Annotated in this window: 16 protein-coding genes and 1 tRNA gene; 9 read left to right on the plus strand and 8 right to left on the minus strand. The window is 71.0% G+C overall.

Features of this window, described 5'->3' with window-relative positions; all coding sequences use genetic code 11:
- Nucleotides 1–339: 339 nt before the first annotated feature.
- From BQ2383_RS03100 to BQ2383_RS03120, 5 genes are all read left to right on the plus strand, one after another.
- On the plus strand, nt 340–1,320 hold the full coding sequence (locus BQ2383_RS03100; RefSeq protein WP_091029376.1) for a glycosyltransferase family 2 protein: 981 nt from the start codon (nt 340–342) through the stop codon (nt 1,318–1,320).
- Complete coding sequence (locus BQ2383_RS03105) at nt 1,317–2,663, plus strand: polysialyltransferase family glycosyltransferase (RefSeq protein ID WP_091029379.1); 1,347 nt, start codon at nt 1,317–1,319, stop codon at nt 2,661–2,663. The genes BQ2383_RS03100 and BQ2383_RS03105 overlap by 4 nt, the downstream gene beginning before the upstream one ends.
- 5 nt (nt 2,664–2,668) lie before the next feature.
- Nucleotides 2,669–3,850: an acylneuraminate cytidylyltransferase gene (locus BQ2383_RS03110; protein ID WP_244175870.1), complete on the plus strand. Its 1,182-nt coding sequence runs from the start codon at nt 2,669–2,671 to the stop codon at nt 3,848–3,850.
- A 93-nt stretch (nt 3,851–3,943) separates the two neighbouring features.
- A complete protein-coding gene (locus BQ2383_RS03115) occupies nt 3,944–4,816 on the plus strand; it encodes an N-acetylneuraminate synthase family protein (protein WP_091029383.1) in 873 nt (290 codons plus the stop codon).
- A complete protein-coding gene (locus BQ2383_RS03120; protein ID WP_091029386.1) occupies nt 4,813–6,201 on the plus strand; it encodes a DUF6716 putative glycosyltransferase in 1,389 nt (462 codons plus the stop codon). Before BQ2383_RS03115 ends, BQ2383_RS03120 begins: the two co-directional genes overlap by 4 nt.
- A 10-nt stretch (nt 6,202–6,211) precedes the next feature.
- Here the strand turns inward: BQ2383_RS03120 and BQ2383_RS03125 are convergent, their stop codons facing one another.
- On the minus strand, nt 6,212–6,817 hold the full coding sequence (locus BQ2383_RS03125; protein WP_091029389.1) for a TetR/AcrR family transcriptional regulator: 606 nt from the start codon (nt 6,815–6,817) through the stop codon (nt 6,212–6,214).
- Between the two features lie 102 nt (nt 6,818–6,919).
- Between BQ2383_RS03125 and BQ2383_RS03130 the strand changes: the two genes are divergently transcribed.
- Complete coding sequence (locus BQ2383_RS03130; protein ID WP_091029395.1) at nt 6,920–7,630, plus strand: SDR family oxidoreductase; 711 nt, start codon at nt 6,920–6,922, stop codon at nt 7,628–7,630.
- 9 nt (nt 7,631–7,639) lie between these two features.
- Entirely contained in the window at nt 7,640–8,635 is a 996-nt protein-coding gene (locus tag BQ2383_RS03135) for an NADP-dependent oxidoreductase (protein ID WP_091029398.1), read from the plus strand.
- 125 nt (nt 8,636–8,760) lie between these two features.
- On the opposite strand, the gene BQ2383_RS03140 is transcribed toward BQ2383_RS03135, so the two are convergent.
- Together BQ2383_RS03140 and BQ2383_RS03145 are read right to left on the minus strand one after the other, a co-directional pair.
- Nucleotides 8,761–9,540: an ABC transporter permease gene (locus BQ2383_RS03140; protein WP_091029401.1), complete on the minus strand. Its 780-nt coding sequence runs from the start codon at nt 9,538–9,540 to the stop codon at nt 8,761–8,763.
- Nucleotides 9,537–10,601: an ABC transporter ATP-binding protein gene (locus tag BQ2383_RS03145; protein ID WP_091029404.1), complete on the minus strand. Its 1,065-nt coding sequence runs from the start codon at nt 10,599–10,601 to the stop codon at nt 9,537–9,539. The genes BQ2383_RS03140 and BQ2383_RS03145 overlap by 4 nt, the downstream gene beginning before the upstream one ends.
- 62 nt (nt 10,602–10,663) lie before the next feature.
- Here BQ2383_RS03145 and BQ2383_RS03150 point away from each other — a divergent pair, with 62 nt between their 5' ends.
- Both BQ2383_RS03150 and BQ2383_RS19280 read left to right on the plus strand, forming a co-directional pair.
- Entirely contained in the window at nt 10,664–11,650 is a 987-nt protein-coding gene (locus BQ2383_RS03150) for a helix-turn-helix transcriptional regulator (RefSeq protein WP_091029406.1), read from the plus strand.
- 87 nt (nt 11,651–11,737) lie between these two features.
- Nucleotides 11,738–11,813: transfer RNA gene (locus BQ2383_RS19280), tRNA-Met, on the plus strand.
- Between the two features lie 27 nt (nt 11,814–11,840).
- Here BQ2383_RS19280 and BQ2383_RS03155 read toward each other — a convergent pair.
- From BQ2383_RS03155 to BQ2383_RS03175, 5 genes are all read right to left on the minus strand, one after another.
- Nucleotides 11,841–12,032 carry a hypothetical protein gene (locus BQ2383_RS03155; protein ID WP_091029409.1) on the minus strand — a complete coding sequence of 64 codons (192 nt, stop codon included), beginning with the start codon at nt 12,030–12,032 and terminating at the stop codon, nt 11,841–11,843.
- 71 nt (nt 12,033–12,103) lie between these two features.
- Nucleotides 12,104–12,994: a siderophore-interacting protein gene (locus BQ2383_RS03160; RefSeq protein ID WP_091029412.1), complete on the minus strand. Its 891-nt coding sequence runs from the start codon at nt 12,992–12,994 to the stop codon at nt 12,104–12,106.
- Nucleotides 12,991–14,808 (minus strand): ABC transporter ATP-binding protein, encoded by a 1,818-nt coding sequence (locus BQ2383_RS03165; protein ID WP_167381522.1) that lies wholly within the window; start codon nt 14,806–14,808, stop codon nt 12,991–12,993. The genes BQ2383_RS03160 and BQ2383_RS03165 overlap by 4 nt, the downstream gene beginning before the upstream one ends.
- Nucleotides 14,801–16,435, minus strand: coding sequence for an ABC transporter transmembrane domain-containing protein (locus BQ2383_RS03170; RefSeq protein ID WP_167381523.1), 1,635 nt, complete (start codon nt 16,433–16,435; stop codon nt 14,801–14,803). Before BQ2383_RS03170 ends, BQ2383_RS03165 begins: the two co-directional genes overlap by 8 nt.
- Nucleotides 16,432–17,220 carry an ABC transporter ATP-binding protein gene (locus tag BQ2383_RS03175; RefSeq protein WP_091029421.1) on the minus strand — a complete coding sequence of 263 codons (789 nt, stop codon included), beginning with the start codon at nt 17,218–17,220 and terminating at the stop codon, nt 16,432–16,434. The genes BQ2383_RS03170 and BQ2383_RS03175 overlap by 4 nt, the downstream gene beginning before the upstream one ends.
- Nucleotides 17,221–17,223: the final 3 nt, after the last annotated feature.

The following is a 17,223-nucleotide window of genomic DNA, read 5'->3' on the forward strand; positions in this document are numbered from 1 at the left end:
GCCGATGTACAGCTTAACGAAATGCGACATGTATCATGTTACGTGTCGTCGCGTTGATCTCTAGGGGGAGGGAGCGCGACGACACGGAACGTCCCGGGTCCGGCTGATGGGGGTCAGCAGGGCACGAGGCGGGCGGGGCCATCATCGGTGGCCCCGCTCTCCGAACGCCTCGCGTTCGGCAGTGCGTAGCACTGGGAGGTGTGGCTCCGTTCGGGTACGGGGCCACACCTCACTGCGCACCTCGGCAGCGTCCGTGGACACCGGTCGTTCACCTTCGCGTCGCCGTCCGGCAACAGCGACCTGGCACGATTCCGGGACACCACCTGTCCCTGGAGTTCCGTGCGCACACCCCTCGTCACCGTCATCCTGCCCGCGAAAGACGCCGGCGCGTATATCGGGACGACGCTCGAGACGCTCACCCGCCAGTTCGACGATCCTTCTGCGCTCAAGCTCGTCGCCATCGACGACGGCTCGCGTGACGACACCGGTGCACTCATGCGCGCGTATGCCGAGCGCCTCCCGAACGTCGAGCTCATCCGGAACCCGATCGCCCGGGGGCTGGCGACCGCCCGGAATCAAGGGCTCGAACGGGTCGAGGGCGACGCCTTCTGCTTCCTCGACGGTGACGACTGGATGCAGCCGCGCCGGCTCGAGGTGCTGGTGTCGCGGTTGCGCGAGCTGGACTGCGACTTCCTCCGCACCGACCACGTCACGGTCACCGGATCGCACCGGGCGCTCGTGCGTGCCCCGCACCCGTGGCGCGAACGCGTGCTCGTTCCGCGGGAGGCGATCCTGCCCGAGAACGAATCCACGATGGTCGACTACCCCTACGCGTGGGCGGGTGTCTTCCACCGCCGCGTTCTCGACGACGGGCTGGCGCGGTTCCCCGAGGGGCTGTTCACGGCGGAGGACCGGCCCTGGATCTGGCGGCTCCATCTTCGCGCGGGGTCGTTCGCCGTCGTGGATGCCCCCGCGCTGCTCTACCGACGCGGCATCGCGACGTCGCTCACCCAGGCCCGGGATCGCCGCCAGCTCGACTTCGCCCGCGCGATGGACGAGGTCATCGCCGTCGTCGAGCAGGATCCCGAGGCGGAGCGCTTCCTGCCCAAGGTCGTGTGGACCGCGCTCGCGCTCAGCTCCCACCATCTGGTGCGTGCGCGTCGCATGCACCCGCGGCTGCGCGCCGAGATGCGCAGCGGCATCCGGGACATGCTCCGCCGGCTGCCCGATGACGAGCTCGACGAGACGCTCACGCGCTTCGACGGGCCGCGCCGGCGGGTGCTGGCGCGTGTTCTCCGACAGGCAGGGCGCACGGCATGACCCAGGTCTTCGCGCTGCACAGTGCGTACGGACTCGCCACGGCCGCCGCGGCGATCGACGCCGGGCTCCTCGGCCGTGAGAGTGGGGCGGAGCGCATCCTCGTGCCGTTCACCTCGAGCCGGGTGCCGGAGACGGCGGTCGGCATCGCCCACGACCCGGTCGTGGCGCCGCTGCGCGCGCGGTTCGACCGCATCGAGCCGCTGGAAGACGTTCTCGGCCCGTTGCATCCGAGCTCGTGGGAACCCGCAGAGGCCGACCTCCCGATGCTGGAGCGCCTGCTCGTGCGGACGTGGCGACTGGATCCGCGGGACCTGGAACTCTTCGTGCAGAGCCCGCAGGTCGCGCCCGCCCGCACCCTGATGACGCTGTTCCCGCACGCGCGGATCACGATCGTGGGGGACGGCCTCATGACGTACTCGCCGATGCGGGTGCGACTGCCGTATGCGGTCGCGGCGCGCATCGAACGTGTGGTCCATGCGGACGTGGTGCCCGGAGTGCGGCCGCTCGTCGGGTCCCCTCGTGCCGAGATCGTGCCGGTTCCTCCCGCGGCGTTCGCCGCGGGACTGCGGGAGACGGATGCCGGCGAGTCGGGCGACGACCGCGACACCTCGAACGTGCTGGTCCTCGGCCAGTACCTGTCGGCGCTCGGGCTCATGACGCCCGCCGAGGAGATCGACCTGCAGAAGCAGCTGATCGACCGTGCCGCGCGGTGGACTCCGCAGCGCATCGTCTTCAAGCCGCACCCCGCCGCACCGCCGCTGATGACCGCGGCGGTCCGCGATCGGGCGCACGTGCACGGGATCGACTTCGTGGAGTATCGCGGCCCGCTCGCGGCGGAGCTGCTGGCCGAACGCCTGGATGCGCTGGCCGTCGTCGCCGGGTTCTCGACCGCGCTGCCGACCGTGCACACGCTCTTCGGCAGGGCGATCGGATCAGCGGGCAACGACCGGATGCTGGCGGCACTGACGCCGTTCGAGAACAGCAACCGCATACCCGTGACCCTGGTCGACGCCCTCACCCGCGACGACTCGCCCTACGGTGACCCTGCCCGGCTGCAGCTGCTGGTCGACGCGGTCGGCTACGCGATGCAGCCCGAGAACGCCGGCCACCTGCGCGGTCGCGCCGAAGAGCTGCTGCGGGGGCTCGATGCGTTCGAGCGGGATCGATACTTCGCCCCGCGGCGGCTGGCGGAGCTGGGGCTGCCGGGGGCACCGCGGGAGAGTGCCCTGAACCGTGCATTGCGCCCGGCCGGGGGAGTGGGCAGGGTCGAGGAGTGGCGGCTCCACGCCCTCGGCGCGCGGCGACGCGTCGGCCGGGCCTGGCGCGCGCTGCGCGGGCGATGATGACGATGACGACGAGGATGGACGACATGGACGAGCAGCGGCCCCTCACGGTGGCGATCATCCCCGCGCGCGGTGGATCGAAGCAGGTGCCGCGCAAGAACCTGCAGCGGGTGGGCGGGGTGCCGCTGGTCGAGCGGGCCGTGCGGGCGGCCGCTGCCGCAGCCGGCATCGACCTGGTCGTGGTCTCCACCGACGACGACGAGATCGCCGCGGTCGCGACGGCCGCGAGGGCCCGCGTCATCCGCCGCCCCGCCGAGCTTTCCGGCGACACGGCGACCTCGGAGAGTGCGATCCTGCACGCCCTGGACGAGCTCGAGGCGGGCGGGGACAGGGTCGAGATCGTGGCGTTCCTGCAGGCGACGTCGCCGTTCATCCCGAGTGACGCGCTCGCCGCGGCAGTGGAGGAGATCCGCGCCGACCGCGCCGACAGTGTTTTCGCGGCCCACGAGACCTACGGATTCCTGTGGCGCGAGGACAACCGTGGCGAGGCGGTCGCGATCAACCACGAGGCCGCGCACCGCCCGCGCCGGCAGGACCGGGAGCCGCACCACCTCGAGACCGGCGCCTTCTACGTCTTCCGGGCCGCGGGGTTCCGTGAGAGCCGGCATCGGTTCTTCGGCAGGATCCGCATCGCGGCGGTGCCGGAGTGGACGGCGATCGAGATCGACGATGCGGATCAGCTCCGGGTCGCCCGGACCCTGGCGGCACTGCACGAGGTCCCAGGGCGCATCCCGGTCCGGGCGGTCGTGACCGATTTCGACGGCGTGCACACCGACGACACCGCGATCATCGATGCCGACGGCGGGGAACGGGTGCGGGTCAGCCGCGAGGACGGGATGGGGGTGGCCCTGCTGCGCCGCGCCGGTGTGCCCCTGCTGATCCTGTCGACCGAGGTCAATCCGGTCGTCCGCGCTCGCGCCGACAAGCTCCGCGTGCCGGTCCTGCACGGCATCGACGACAAGGAGACGGCGCTGCGGAACTGGGCGCGGGAGAACGACGTGCCCCTCGCCGACATCGCCTACCTCGGCAACGACGTCAACGATCTGCCGGCGCTGCGGATCGTGGGGTGGCCGATCGCCGTCGCGAACGCCCACCCGCTCGTCATCGAAGAGGCCCGCGTCGTGCTGCGCCGCCGCGGCGGCGAGGGCGCCGTACGGGAGCTGATCGAACGAGTGTTGTCGAGCTGACCGATGCCGGTAACCCGGCCGTCGCCCGGTGTTCATCCTCGGCCCGTAGTCAGGAGGGAGGGGTTGCACCAGCGCTCGACGACCGGAGGAATCATGACTGTCAGCATCGGCTCACGAGTGATCGGCGGCGGGCGTCCTGCCTACGTCATCGCCGAGATCGGACTCAACCACAACGGCGATGTCGACATCGCGAAGAAGCTCATCGACGTCGCGGCCCGCGCCGGCGCCGATGCCGTGAAGTTCCAGAAGCGCACGCCCGAGATCTCCACCCCCGAGCACATGCGCGACGTTCCGCGTGAGACACCGTGGGGCGTCATGAGCTACCTCGACTACCGCCGTCGCGTCGAGTTCGGCCGCGACGAGTACGTCGAGATCGGCGACCACGCCACGATGCTCGGCCTCGACTGGTTCGCATCGCCCTGGGATGTGCCGAGCGTCGCCTTCCTCGAAGACCTCAATGTGGTGGCGCACAAGGTCGCCTCGGCCAGTCTCACCGACACCGAGCTCCTGGTCGCCCTGCGCGAGACCGGCAAGCCCGTCATCCTCTCCACCGGCATGTCGACCATCGAGCAGATCGACCGCGCACTCGACACGCTCGGCACCGACCGGGTGGTCCTCATGCATGCGACGTCGACCTACCCGCTCGAGCCCGAAGAGGCGAACCTGCGCGTGATCGCCACCCTGCGCGACCGCTACCCCGGTGTGCCGGTCGGCTACTCGGGGCATGAGCGCGGCCTGCAGATCTCGCTCGCCGCGGTGGCCATCGGCGCGGTCGCGGTCGAGCGCCACATCACGCTCGACCGCACCATGTGGGGCTCCGACCACGCGGCCTCCCTCGAGCCGACGGGTCTCGAGCACCTGGTGCGCGACATCCGGGTGATCGAGCGGGCGACCGGAGACGGTGTCAAGCGGGTGTTCGACAGCGAGCGGGCGCCGATGGCGAAGCTGCGCCGCATCTCGGCATGACCGAGGCCCCCGGCATCCGCGTCGTCGCCATCGCGGACGCCGACTCCTTCGTGAAGTGGGCGGCCTCGCTGCTCGGGGCGGTGCCGGGCCTGCGGCCGCACCTGCTGCTCGTGCGCACCCCGCTCACGGCCAGTGTCGAGCAGCAGCGCACCGCTCTGGCGGGCACGACGCTCGGCCCCGACGACATCACCCGGATCGGGTTCGCGGAGACGGCGGCCTGGCTGGCCGGGCAGCGCCCCGACGTGGTGCTGCTCGCCGGGCGCGGACCGTTCGTGCGGTTGATGGGACGGGTCATCGACGCGCTGGAGCATCGACCGGTCACCGTCTCGGGGCTTCCCGGCATGGCCATCCCCGCCCAGCGCGGGGCGCTCGACTACCGACGCCACACCGACCTGTTGGTCGTGCATTCCCATCGAGAGGTGCGGGCCTTCGAAGAGCTCGGACGACGCATCGGCGTGCAGACGCCCGTGGCGCTCGCGACCCTGCCGTTCGCCCGGCGCCGGCAGCGGATGCTGCACCCGGAGCGGATGCGGGTCGACGCGGCGGCCGGCGGTCGCGGTGGCATCGCGGTCGCCGAGCGCCCGGCACCGGCTGCTCCGGCACGTCCGCCTGCGACCGACATCGTGTTCGCCGCGCAGGCGCTCGTGCCCGTCGGGAAGGACGAGCGTGCCGAGATCGCGGCCATGCTGGTGCGGGCGGCCGAGGCCGAGCCCGCGCGACGCGTGGTGGTGAAGCTGCGGTCGCGGCCGGGGGAGTCGGAGACCCACCTCGAACGCGAGCCCTACGCGGGGTTGCTGCCGTCGCGCCTGCCGCAGAACCTCGTGTTCTCGTACGACTCGATGTCCGCCGCTCTGCAGACGGCCGCCGGTCTCGTCACGGTGAGCTCGACCGCCGCAATCGAGGCCACCGCCCTCGGCGTGCCCGTCATCGCACTCGACTCGTTCGGGGTGAGCAAGAGCCTGCTGAACACGGTGTTCGTGGGAAGCGGTCTGCTCGGCGGTCGCAGCGAGGTCGTGGCCGGGCGGTTCCGGCATCCGCATCCGGACTGGCTCCGCGACAACTACTTCCACCCCGAAGACGAGTCGACGTGGTGGGAGCGGGTGGAGCAGCTCGTGGCTCTTCGGCGTTCCGGGGCATTGCCGGCGCGTCGTGTGCCGGCCGCTCGCGGGGGAGCGCTGCACGAGGCGTGGCATCGGGCGAGCGTGCTCGGGGCGGAGGATCGCACGGTGCCGGGTGCTGTCGCGCTCGCCGTGGGGGCTCCCGCGACCCGCGCGCTCTCCGCGGTCCGCGCGCGGCGAGCTCGGTCCGGCGGAGACACCTGGTCCGACGCGTCGACCGACTACACGCTCGAGCCGAACCCGTTCGACGACTCCCTCCGGCGCTGAACCGGCGGTCTCAGCGCCCAAGGAGGGCGACGATTTGACGGTCGATGTCGTCGACGAGCTCGTCGACGGTCAGATCGACGTTCGTGCTCGCCGTCAGGGTGAGGAACATGACGGCGGACACGATACGGGCGAGGGCGGCGGCACGTTCCTCGCTCGACTTCGGGTCGCGGCGGAGGATCGACGCCACGGCGTCCTCGGTCTCGCCCACGATGCGGAGCGCTTCGGCATGGTGCCCGTCAGAGGGTTCGGCGAACACCATCTCGCGCAGGTAGGTGCGTCCGTTCTCGACCTGAACGCGGTTGCACTCGACGATCGGTCGCAGCAGTGCGACGATCGCCGCGCGCGCATCGGGAGTCGCTTCGGCCGCCGCGATGCCCTTCTCGAGGGCGACGGCGTAGTGCGCGTTCTGCACGAGCAGCAGCAGCTCGCCCTTGGTCTTCGCGTACAGGAACAGGGTGCCGGTGCCGACATCGGCTCGCTCGGCGATCTGCTGAGTCGTGACATCGTCGATGCCGTGCTCGGCGAAGAGCTCCGACGCCGCGGCCGTGATCCGTTCGAGTTTCTGCTGCTTGTTGCGCTCGCGACGACCGAGGGCGTTCGAAGCGGACGTCGACATGCTCTTCCTCCGGGAATAGAAACTGATTACGCTCAGTTATGACGAGAGTCGCTTATGCGCACGCTCAACTATCACTCATTGTCGCAAAGAAGAGAGCAGTCCATGCCTTCACTCCACGGAGCCGTCGTCCTCGTCACCGGAGCGAACGGAGGCATCGGCACGCAGTTCGTCCACCAGGCGCTCGCACGCGGAGCCGCCAAGGTCTACGCCAGCGCCCGCACGCCGCGCACCTGGGACGACGAGCGCGTCGTTCCGCTCGCCCTCGACGTGACGGATGCCGAGTCGATCCGGGCCGCCGTCGACGCGGCGCCCGACGTGACCGTGCTGATCAACAACGCGGGCGCCTCGGTGCCGACCGCGGGGATACTCACCCACTCCGACGAGGACATCCGCCGGAACGTGGAGACGAACTTCCTCGGGCCGCTCTTCCTCGCGCGCGGCTACGCCCCGCTCCTCGCCGGACGCCAGGGAGCGGCGATCATCGACATCCACTCCGCCCTCGCCTGGTACGCCGTCGGCGGGATCTACAGCGCGACCAAGGCGGCGCTGTGGTCGGCGACGAACTCGCTCCGCCTCGAGCTCGCCCCGGCGGGAGTGCACGTCGTGGGGGTGCACGTCGGCTACGTCGACACCGCCATGGCGGAGCACGTCACCGACCCCAAGACCGATCCGGCCGATCTCGTCAGGGCCGTGCTGGACGCAACCGAGCGCGACGAGTACGAAGTGCTCGCCGATGAGATCTCGGTGCAGGTCAAGGCGGGGCTGAGCGCGCCGCTGGAAGCGGTCTACCCGCAGCTGCGGGCGAACGCCTGAGACGCCGTCATGCGTGCATTCGTCGTCGACAAGTACAAGCAGCCGCTCGAGGAGCGGGAGGTCGCCGAACCTGAAGTCGGCGACCGAGACGTCCTCGTGCGGGTGGAGGCCGCGGGGCTCAACCAGCTGGACGAGAAGATCCGCCAGGGGGAGTTCGCGCAGATCCTGCCCTACGACCTGCCCCTGGTCCTCGGCAACGATGTGGCGGGGACGGTGATCCGTGTCGGTCGGCTCGTCGACGGATTCCGGCCCGGCGACCGTGTGTACGCCCGTCCCGACGCCGCCCGCATCGGGACGTTCGCCGAGCGGATCGCCGTCGCCGAGAAGGATCTCGCCCCCGTGCCCGCCGGTCTCTCGATGGCCGAGGCGGGGTCGCTCCCGCTGGTCGCCCTCACGGCCTGGCAGGCGCTGGTCGAGCGCGGTGGGGTCAGGGCGGGGCAGAAGGTGCTCATCCACGCCGGCGCCGGTGGGGTCGGATCCATCGCCATCCAGCTCGCCGCGCACCTCGGGGCCACGGTCGCCACGACGGCCAGTGCCGCGAACGCCGACTTCGTGCGTGAGCTCGGTGCCGACGTCGTGATCGACTACCGTCGGCAGGACTTCGCCGAGGAGCTGTCGGGCTACGACTTCGTGTTGGACAGCCTCGGCGGCGAGAACCTCGAGAAGTCGCTGCGGGTGCTGAGGCCGGGCGGGCTGGTCGTCGGGATATCGGGACCGCCCGACCCCGCGTTCGCCCGCGCCCAGGGGCTGAACGCTCTCGTGCGGCTGGCGGTCGCGGCGCTCAGCCGCAAGATCAGGCGGCAGGCGAAGAAGCTCGGCGTGCGGTACGAGTTCCTCTTCATGCGTGCGGATGGCGACCAGCTGCGCGAGATCACGGCGCTCGTCGACAGCGGCGCGATCCGCCCCGTCGTCGCGAAGACGTACCCGTTGGACCGTCTGCCCGAGGCCCTCGCCGACCTCGCCGCCGGGGTGAGCCGGGGCAAGCTCGTGGTCACGAACGACTGAACCCTCGGAGTCGCCAGCCGAAACCCAGACGCATCGTGCTGTCGCCGGCGCGCTGCGGGTGGACACGCCGACGGTGCGCCGCTTCGTCTGCGATTTCGCAGGCAGCGGCGCACCGTCGGGTCTGGTCAGTTGCTGCGGCGGATGGCGCGCACCCCCACGATCAGCCCGACCACCGCGACCGCGAGAGCCGAGACCCACCCCCACAGCACGGTCACGTCGCCGAGGTCTCCGGCGAACAGCGCCCGCTCGGCCTGCACGACCCAGTTGACCGGATTGACCGACGCCACGGCGCGCATCCATTCCGGAGCATCGTCCAGCGGCAACAGCATCCCCGAGAGGATCAGCAGCGGGAAGATCAGCGACTGCTGCACTCCCCAGAACAGCCACTCCCGGTCCTTCGTCGCCAGCGCCAGCGAATACGACAGCGAGCCGAGGCCCACCCCGAACACGGCCAGCAGTGCGAGTCCGATGAGCAGCCCGGGGATGTCGGCGGCGAAGCCGAACGGCCAGGCGATCAGCACAATCACGAGCGCCTGCACCACGATCGGTGCGATCTCCTTGAGAGCACGCCCGACCAGCAGCGAGGAGCGGGCGAGCGGGGCGACCAGGGTGCGCTCGTGCGAGCCGGTCATCATCTCGTACTGCAGGTTCGACCCGGTGGCACCGGTGCCGAACAGCACGATCATCACGAGCACGCCGGGCACGAACCAGGCCAGGGTCTCGCCGGCTGGCTGCCCCGAGTCGCCGATCAGCAGTGGAGCGAACAGCCCGAGGAAGACGAGCGGCTGCAGCAGGCTGAAGATCAGGGTGAACGGGTCGCGGACCACGGGCTTGAGCTCGCGCGTCAGCACGTTGCGGGTGTCGCGCGCGAGGTTCGGGCGCACGAGCGTGTCGGTGGTGGTCATGAGAGGACTCCTGTCGTGCTGTTCGCAGCGGTCGTGCTGTTCGCGGAGGTCGTGCTGGTGTCGGCGGAATCGGATGCGTCGCCGGCGGCATCCGCTCCTTCGCCGGCGTCGCGCAGGGTGCGTCCGGTGAGTGCCAGGAACACGTCGTCGAGCGTGGGCGGGACGCCGGTCGCGCGGCGGACGAGGATGCCGGCGGCGTCGAGCTCGCGCACGATCACCGGCAGCAGCCGGTCGCCGTCCTGCACCGCGAGCGAGATGGACTCGCCCTCGACCGTGACCTCGGCGCTGCTGAGGCGGGCGACCACGGCGCGGGCGCTCGCCGCTTCCGCGGCATCCGCGAACCCGAAGGTCAGCACGTCGCCGGCCAGCGTCGCCTTGAGGGAGGCGGCGTCGTCGTCGGCGATGATGCGGCCCTTGTCCATGACCATCACACGCTCGGCGTAGCGGTCGGCCTCCTCCAGGTAGTGCGTGGTGAGGAAGACCGTGGTGCCGTGCTGCGTGCGCAGGTCGAGGATGTGCTCCCACAGGTTCGCCCGGCTCTGCGGGTCGAGTCCGGTGGAGGGCTCGTCGAGGAAGATCAGCGGCGGTGCGTGCATGAGCCCGAGCGCGATGTCGAGTCGGCGCTTCTGCCCGCCGCTCAACTGCTGCACGGTCCGCGTCGCGAAGGAGGTGAGGTCGAGCGACTCGATCAACTCGTCGGCGCGCTTCGCGCTGTCCCTCCGCGTCATCCCGTAGAAGGCACCCTGGCTCAGCAGTTCGTCGCGCACCCGCTGCGAGAAGCTTCCGCTGGTGAGCTGGCCGACGTAGCCGATGCGGGCGCGCACCCCGGCGGCATCCGTGCGGATGTCGTGGCCGACGACGCGTGCGCTCCCCGAGGTGGGCGGGATGAGGGTGGTCAGCATCCGCAGGGTGGTCGACTTGCCGGCACCGTTCGGGCCGAGGAAGGCGACGAGCTCGCCGCGCACGGCGGTGAAGGAGACGTCGGTCACGGCATGCACCGGCGTCTTCTTGACGGTGAAGACCTTGGTCAGGCCTTCGGTCTCGATGAGGGATTCGTTCATGGGGAGAGCGTATTAAGGCATGCGGACAGATCCTGTCCGCATGATCTGGCAATCTGAGACGCATGACCGACACCACCTCGCGTGCACTGGCTCTGCTCAATCTGCTGCAGACGCACCGGCACTGGCCGGGGACCGAGCTCGCCACCCGGCTGGGCGTGACCGAGCGCACCGTGCGCCGCGACGTCGACCGGCTGCGCGAGCTCGGGTATCGGGTGGAGTCCTCCCCGGGCGTCGCCGGAGGCTACCGGCTCGAGGCCGGGAGTGCCGTGCCGCCGTTGCTGCTCAACGACGACGAGGCGGTCACGATGGCGATCGGTCTGCGGGTCGCCGCCACGCAGCAGCTCGTCGGCGGTCCCGAGGTCACGCTCACGGCACTCGCGAAACTCGAGCAGGTGCTGCCGTCGGCGCTGCGTCAGAGGGTGAACGCGCTCGCCGCGTCGGTGCAGGCGCCGCGCATCGGCGACGGTCCGGTCGTCTCGCCCGAGGTGCTGGGGGAGATCGCGCTCGCCACCCGCGACACCGAGCGGCTGCGGCTGCGGTACGTGGACGGCGAAGGGCGCGAGAGCGTGCGCCGTGTCGAGCCGCACGCCCTGGCGCCGGCCGGGCGCAAGTGGTTCCTGCTCTGCTGGGACCTCGACCGCGCGGACTGGCGCACGTTCCGCGTCGACCGCATCGCCGCCGTCGAGCACACGCGCGTGCTGTTCTCCCGCCGCGACATCACCGACGAGGAGATCGAAGAACGCGTGCTGATCGCCTCGTCGTGGTCGCCGCAGAAGGTCGAGGCGGCCGCGGTGATGGAGCTGCCGCTCGCCGAGATGCAGGAGCGCTTCGGGCCGTGGTCGCAGGGCGCGACGGCGGTGGGCGACGACCGCACGCGGTGGCCGTTCGGAGGCTCGGACTGGCGGGAGGCGATGTACGCGTTGCTCTGGATCCCCGAGGGCGTCGAGTACGCGGTGGCGCTCGCCGAACCGCACCGGAGCGAGTTGCGCGAGGCCGTCGCTCGGCTGCTGCGCGCCCTCGACGCCCCGGAGCCCGATGACGCCGCGTGACCGGCATCCGTCATTGTCCGACTCATAGGGTTATCCCAGGCAACGGTCCTGGCGGGTCAGATCACAGCCGGGTAACGTCATTCCCATCGCGGCGATCCGGGCGGTCCCGGGCCTCAGCTCATACCTGATGGCGTTGCGGGTTCGACTCCCGCCGTCGCGTCCACTTCGCGTCAGCCGTCGGGCGGAACCGTCAGCGGTTCCGTCGCTTCGAACGGATCGTGAGCGCCTGGGACAGCACCACGCAGGCCATCGCGACGACGGTGAACCATAGGGTCGGGCTCAGCACCTCGGTGAGGATCAGCACCGCGCAGGTCAGCCCGAAGAGGGCGCCGAAGGCGAGCAGTCCCCAGTGGATGCCGGTGCTGGTTCCGTTGCCTCCCATCCTTCCACCCTGTCAGTCGGGTGCGTCGATGTCGACCGACGAGGCTCTTAGGTGGCGTCGACCTCGGCCCCTCACAACCCCAACTGATCCAGCCGCTCCTCGAAGCGCACCTGCACGTCTTCGGGCTCGTCGCCCTCGGCATCGGCCCAGATCGCGTCCAACTCGTTCTGCACGGAGTCGGGGAGCGCGGCGAACTTCTCGTCCCAGGCGGCGACGGGGGTCCAGTAGCCGACGACCTTGAAGCGGGTCGCGGGGAGGCTGAGCTCCTTGCGCAGGTACTTGCGCACGTCGCGCAGCGCCACGGTCTCGCCGGCCACCCACACGTACCCCTCGGCGAGGGGGAGCCGGTCGTCGACGATGCCGCGGACGAGCGGGCCGAGCGCGCTGGGGCCGTGGCCGTTGCCGCCGACCACCCAGGTGACCTCGACGTCGGGGCCGACCTCGAGCGGCACGCGGTCCGCCTCGCTCGGCACCTCGAGCACGACCCGGGTACGCACGCCCGACGGCACCTCGGCGATGATGCGTGCCACGGCGGGAAGCCCGGTGAGGTCGGCCACGAGCACCTGCCACGTGATGTCTTCCGGCGGCGAGTAGAGACCGGTCGGGGAGTTCAGCCCGAGCACATGCCCGGGCTCCGCGCGCGCAGCCCACGGCCCCGCGACACCCGCCTCGTGGATCACGAAGTCGATGTCGAGCTCGCCGGCATCCGGGCGTACACCGCTGATCGTGTACGTGCGCATCGGGGCTTCGGGCGCGCCCTCCGGCGTCTCCCACCAGTCGCCCGCGGGCACGGGAAGCGAGACATCCTTCGGGTCCTCGCCGTGCGGGAAGAACACCCGCACATACTCGTCGCCGATGCCGGTGCTGAGGAAGTCGGTGATGCCGTCACCGCCGAGTGTGACGCGGACCAGGGTCGGAGTGAGGGTGGTGGTGCTGCTGACGATGCCGCGGTGGATGCTCACGGAGTCTCCGTCTCTGTGGTGGGGATCTGGCCGGTGGGGGTCTGGCCGGTGGGGGTGTGCGGATGGGGAGCGCTGCGCGTCTGGGCGAGCCAGGAGTCGCGGTAGAGCCCTTCGGTGGCGACGAGCTCGTCGTGCGTGCCGCGCTGCGTCGGCCTGCCGTCGGCGAACACGACGATCTGCTCGGCGGTGACGGCCTGCTGCAGCCGATGCGCGATGAGCACGGCGGTGCGGCCCTTGCGCAGCGCCGCGATCGCGTCTTCCACGGCTTCGCGGTGATGGAGACCGACGTCGGCGGTGGCCTCGTCCAGGATCACGACGTCAGGGTCGGCGAGGAACGCCCGCGCGACCGCGAGCTGCTGGATGCGTCCCTCGTCGAGCGGCACGGCGGACTCTGATGCAGCACGGCCGTCCCGCTCGAGAACCATCGCCCCGACCGCCCACTCCGCTCCGACCGCCCGCAATGCGGCGACGATCTCGTCGTCGCTCGCCTCGGGGGCGACCAGCCGCAGGTTGTCGGCGATCGTGCCGCGGAAGTGGTGCAGCTCCTGCGACAGGTAATACGGGGCATCGGCGCTCGACGCGAGGTGCACGCTGCCCGAGGTCGGCGGATGATGCCCGGCGATCACACGCGCGAGCGTGCTCTTGCCCGACCCCGAGGTGCCGACCAACGCCGCCGTGGTGCCCTGGTCGACCCGCAGGTTCACATCGCTGATGCCGCGACCGGTGGTCGGATAGTGGAAGGTCAGGTCCCGCACCTCGATGCCGGCCGATGCCCGTGGTGCCGCATCCGTCTCCTCGTCCCGCGGGGCCGAGGCGGGCGCGAGGTCGATGACCCCGACGAGTCGCGCGAGCCCGATGGCCGCACGCTGGATGTCGTTGAGCCCGAAGATCAGCTGCCCGACCGGGCCGAACAAGCGGTGGAACAGCAACGCGGCCGTGGTGACGGCTCCCACCGTGATCGCGCCTGCGGACTGCAGGAGGAACCCGGTGCCGAGGATCGCAGCCAGCCCGACGAGCTCGCCGCCGTTGATCCACCGGAACAGCCGGTTCGTCACCCGCACGCCCTCGATCTGCATGTGGATCGATGCTTCGGCGCGCTCACGGACCCGCTCGAGCGCGGGCTCCTGCTCGTTGAACGCGGTGAGCGTCTCGATGCCCTCGACTGCGTCGAGCACGGCCTGACTGCGCGCGGCCTCGCGCACCCGCACCTCGCGGAACACCACACGTGACCGCCGCAGGAACGCGCGGGTGCCGAGCACATAGAAGGGTGCCGAGGCGATTCCGGCGAGGGCGAGCCACGGGTCGAGGGCGGTCAGTGCGACCACCGAGACCCCGATCGCGAAGCCCGCCGACAGGAGGGTCGGGGCGACGTTGCCGCCGGCCTCGGCCACGGCATCCACGTCTCCGGTGACGCGGGAGAGCAGGTCGGCGCTCTCGCCGTCGTCGACCTCGCTGACCGGCAGCCGCATCGCCGAGGCGAACACGTCTTCGCGCAGGGTGGCGAGCATGTCCTGCACCAGACCGGTGAGCACTCGCACGGCCCACAGCATCATCACGGCCGCGCCGATCGCACCGAGGCCCGCGCCGGCGACCCACCCGGAGATGGTCGCGAAGCCGGCATCCGACGAGACGGCATCCACGATCCGGCCGAGGCATGACGGCATCACGATCCCGAGGGCGGATGCCGCGAGGAAGAGGGCAGCGACCGCCGCCGTCCGACCCGGATGCTGCCGCAGCAGCCCGCCGACGACGGCCCGTACGCGGGCGCTGGACGCGATCGGCAGCAGCGCGGTGGTCGAGGTCGGGTCACTCATGGGGAGCATCCGTTCCGGGAGAGGGGAGGTCGATGACCCGGTCGCAGGCGTCGAGCAGCACCGGGGAGGTGGTGATCACGATCACGGTCTCGTCGTGCTCCGCGAGCGCGCGGGCGATGTGCGCCTCGGTGAGGGCATCGACGGCCGAGGTCGGCTCGTCGAGCACCAGCACGTCGGCCTCCGCATGCAGGGCGCGGGCGATCCCGATGCGCTGGCGCTGTCCGCCCGAGAGCCGTCGACCGGCTTCGCCGACCTGCGATTCCCAGCCGCCGACCTGCACCACGGTGTCGTGCAGTGCCGCCATCTCGATGAACGGCGGATGCGCGGGCTCGTCTGTCCCGTGACCGCGCACAGCCTCGCGCAGAGAGCCGCTCACGATCGTCTGTCCGTGGGGCGGGGCGACGACCCGGCGGCGGTACTCGACGGGGTCGAGGGTGGTCAGATCACGGAGTCCGCCGTCGACGGCGACCGACACCAGCCCGGGCTCGGCGCGCGAGCGCAGCCCGAGCAGGCGGGAGAGCGCGCGGGCCGCGTCGCTGTCGGCGGGACGGATGCCGAGCACCTCGCGCTCGCGCACCTCCACGAGCGGGGCTCCCGAGTCGGCGCGGAAAGCCAGCACGACATCGCCGGCCGGTTCTGCCGGAGAAGATGCGGCGGGCGCATCGAGCAGATCCTCGGCGTCGATCACCTCGGCGAGGCGCTTGGCGGAGGCGAGCTTGTGGATCCAGTTCGAGGGGAACGAGCCGGCGTAGGCGAGGTATCCGCTGATGAACTGGGCGAGTCCGAGCACGGTCACCAACTCGCCGATGCTGATGCGGCCCTCCGCCGCGAACCAGGCCGACATGCCGGCGAGGGCAGTCGTCGCGACCGCGGCCAGGGTGCCGCTCACCGCTTCGTAGGCGGCGAGGGACCGGCCGGCAGCTGTCGCGGCCCGGCGGGAGGCGTCGCTGGCGGCGATGTACCGCCGCACAGCCTCCTCGCGCGCACCGATTCCCACGAGCACCCGGAAGCCGCCCATGAAGTCGGCCGCGACGGCCCCGGCCTCGGTCGCGGCATGCTGCTCGGCGAAGCCGCGACGCTCCAACGGACGGGAGACGACCTGCATCACGAACATCATCGCGATCGTCGAGCCGAACACCACGATCGTCGCGACGGGGGAGATCACCAGCATCGCGAGTCCTGCGCCGACGATCGCGGCGATCGTCGAGAACTGTTGCGCGACCGACCAGGCGACTCCGGCCACGCGGTACGTGTCGGAGGTGACGAACGTGAGCGCTTCGCCCGGAGTGACAGCGCGGCGGGAGAGCCGGGGGCGCAGCATGCGGGAGAGTGTGAGGTGGCGCAGCGCCTGCTCGCCGTAACCGTAGATCGAGACCATGAGCCGAGAGGCCGCCTGATAGCTCGCGGTCAGCACGAGGAACGTGCCGACCAGCACGCCGAGCCAGAGCGCGAGGGCTGCGGGGGCGGCGGGCAGCACGGCGCGGTCGATCGTCGCTCCGATGAGGACGGGGATCGTGGCTTCGGCGAGGGAGTGCACGATGAGCAGCGCAGTCGCCCCGGCGAGGGCGATGCCGCGTCCCTCGGACTTCAGTGCGATCCCGAACAGCCTCCGCGGGGTGGACGTCACGGTGTCCGCCGTCCGAGCGGCAGCACCAGCGGCGTTCCCGACACCGGGTCCGTGATGACCTTGCAGGGCAGGTCGTACACGGCCTGGACGAGCTCGGCGGTGATGATCTCCCGCGGGTCGCCCTGTGCCACGATCGCCCCGTCGCGCATCGCCACGAGGTGCGTCGCGTAGCGGGCGGCGTGGTTGAGGTCGTGCAGCACGGCGACGAGTGTGGTGCCGTCGCGGTGCAGGTCGGCGAAGAGTTCCATCAGGTCGATCTGGTGCGCGATGTCGAGGAACGTCGTCGGCTCGTCGAGCAGCAGGTGCGGGGTCTGCTGGGCGAGGGCCATCGCCACCCAGACCCGCTGACGCTGCCCGCCCGAGAGCTCGTCGACCAGGCGCCGCGACAGGTCGGTGACTCCGGTCGCCGCCATGGCCTCGGACACCGCGCGCTCGTCGGCGCTGCTCCACGTGCGCATGGCGCTCTGGTGGGGGAATCGCCCGCGGCCCACGAGGTCGGCGACCGTGATGCCGTCGGGGGCGATGGACGACTGCGGCAGCAGCCCCAGCTTGCGGGCGGCCTCCTTCGGCTTGAGTGAGCGCAGCTCATCGCCGTCGAGGAGCACCGCTCCGGTGGTCGGGCGCAGCAGGCGGGCGAACCCGCGCAGCAGGGTCGACTTTCCGCACGCGTTCGGTCCGATGATGATCGTGAACGAGCCGTCGGGGACCTCGAGCGACAGGTCGGAGATGATGGGGGTCTCTCCGTAGCCCAGCGTGATGTCGCGGGCCAGCAGCGAAGCGGTCATGGG

Source organism: Microbacterium oxydans (genome assembly GCF_900095745.1).
GTDB classification, from domain to species: domain Bacteria; phylum Actinomycetota; class Actinomycetes; order Actinomycetales; family Microbacteriaceae; genus Microbacterium; species Microbacterium oxydans_B.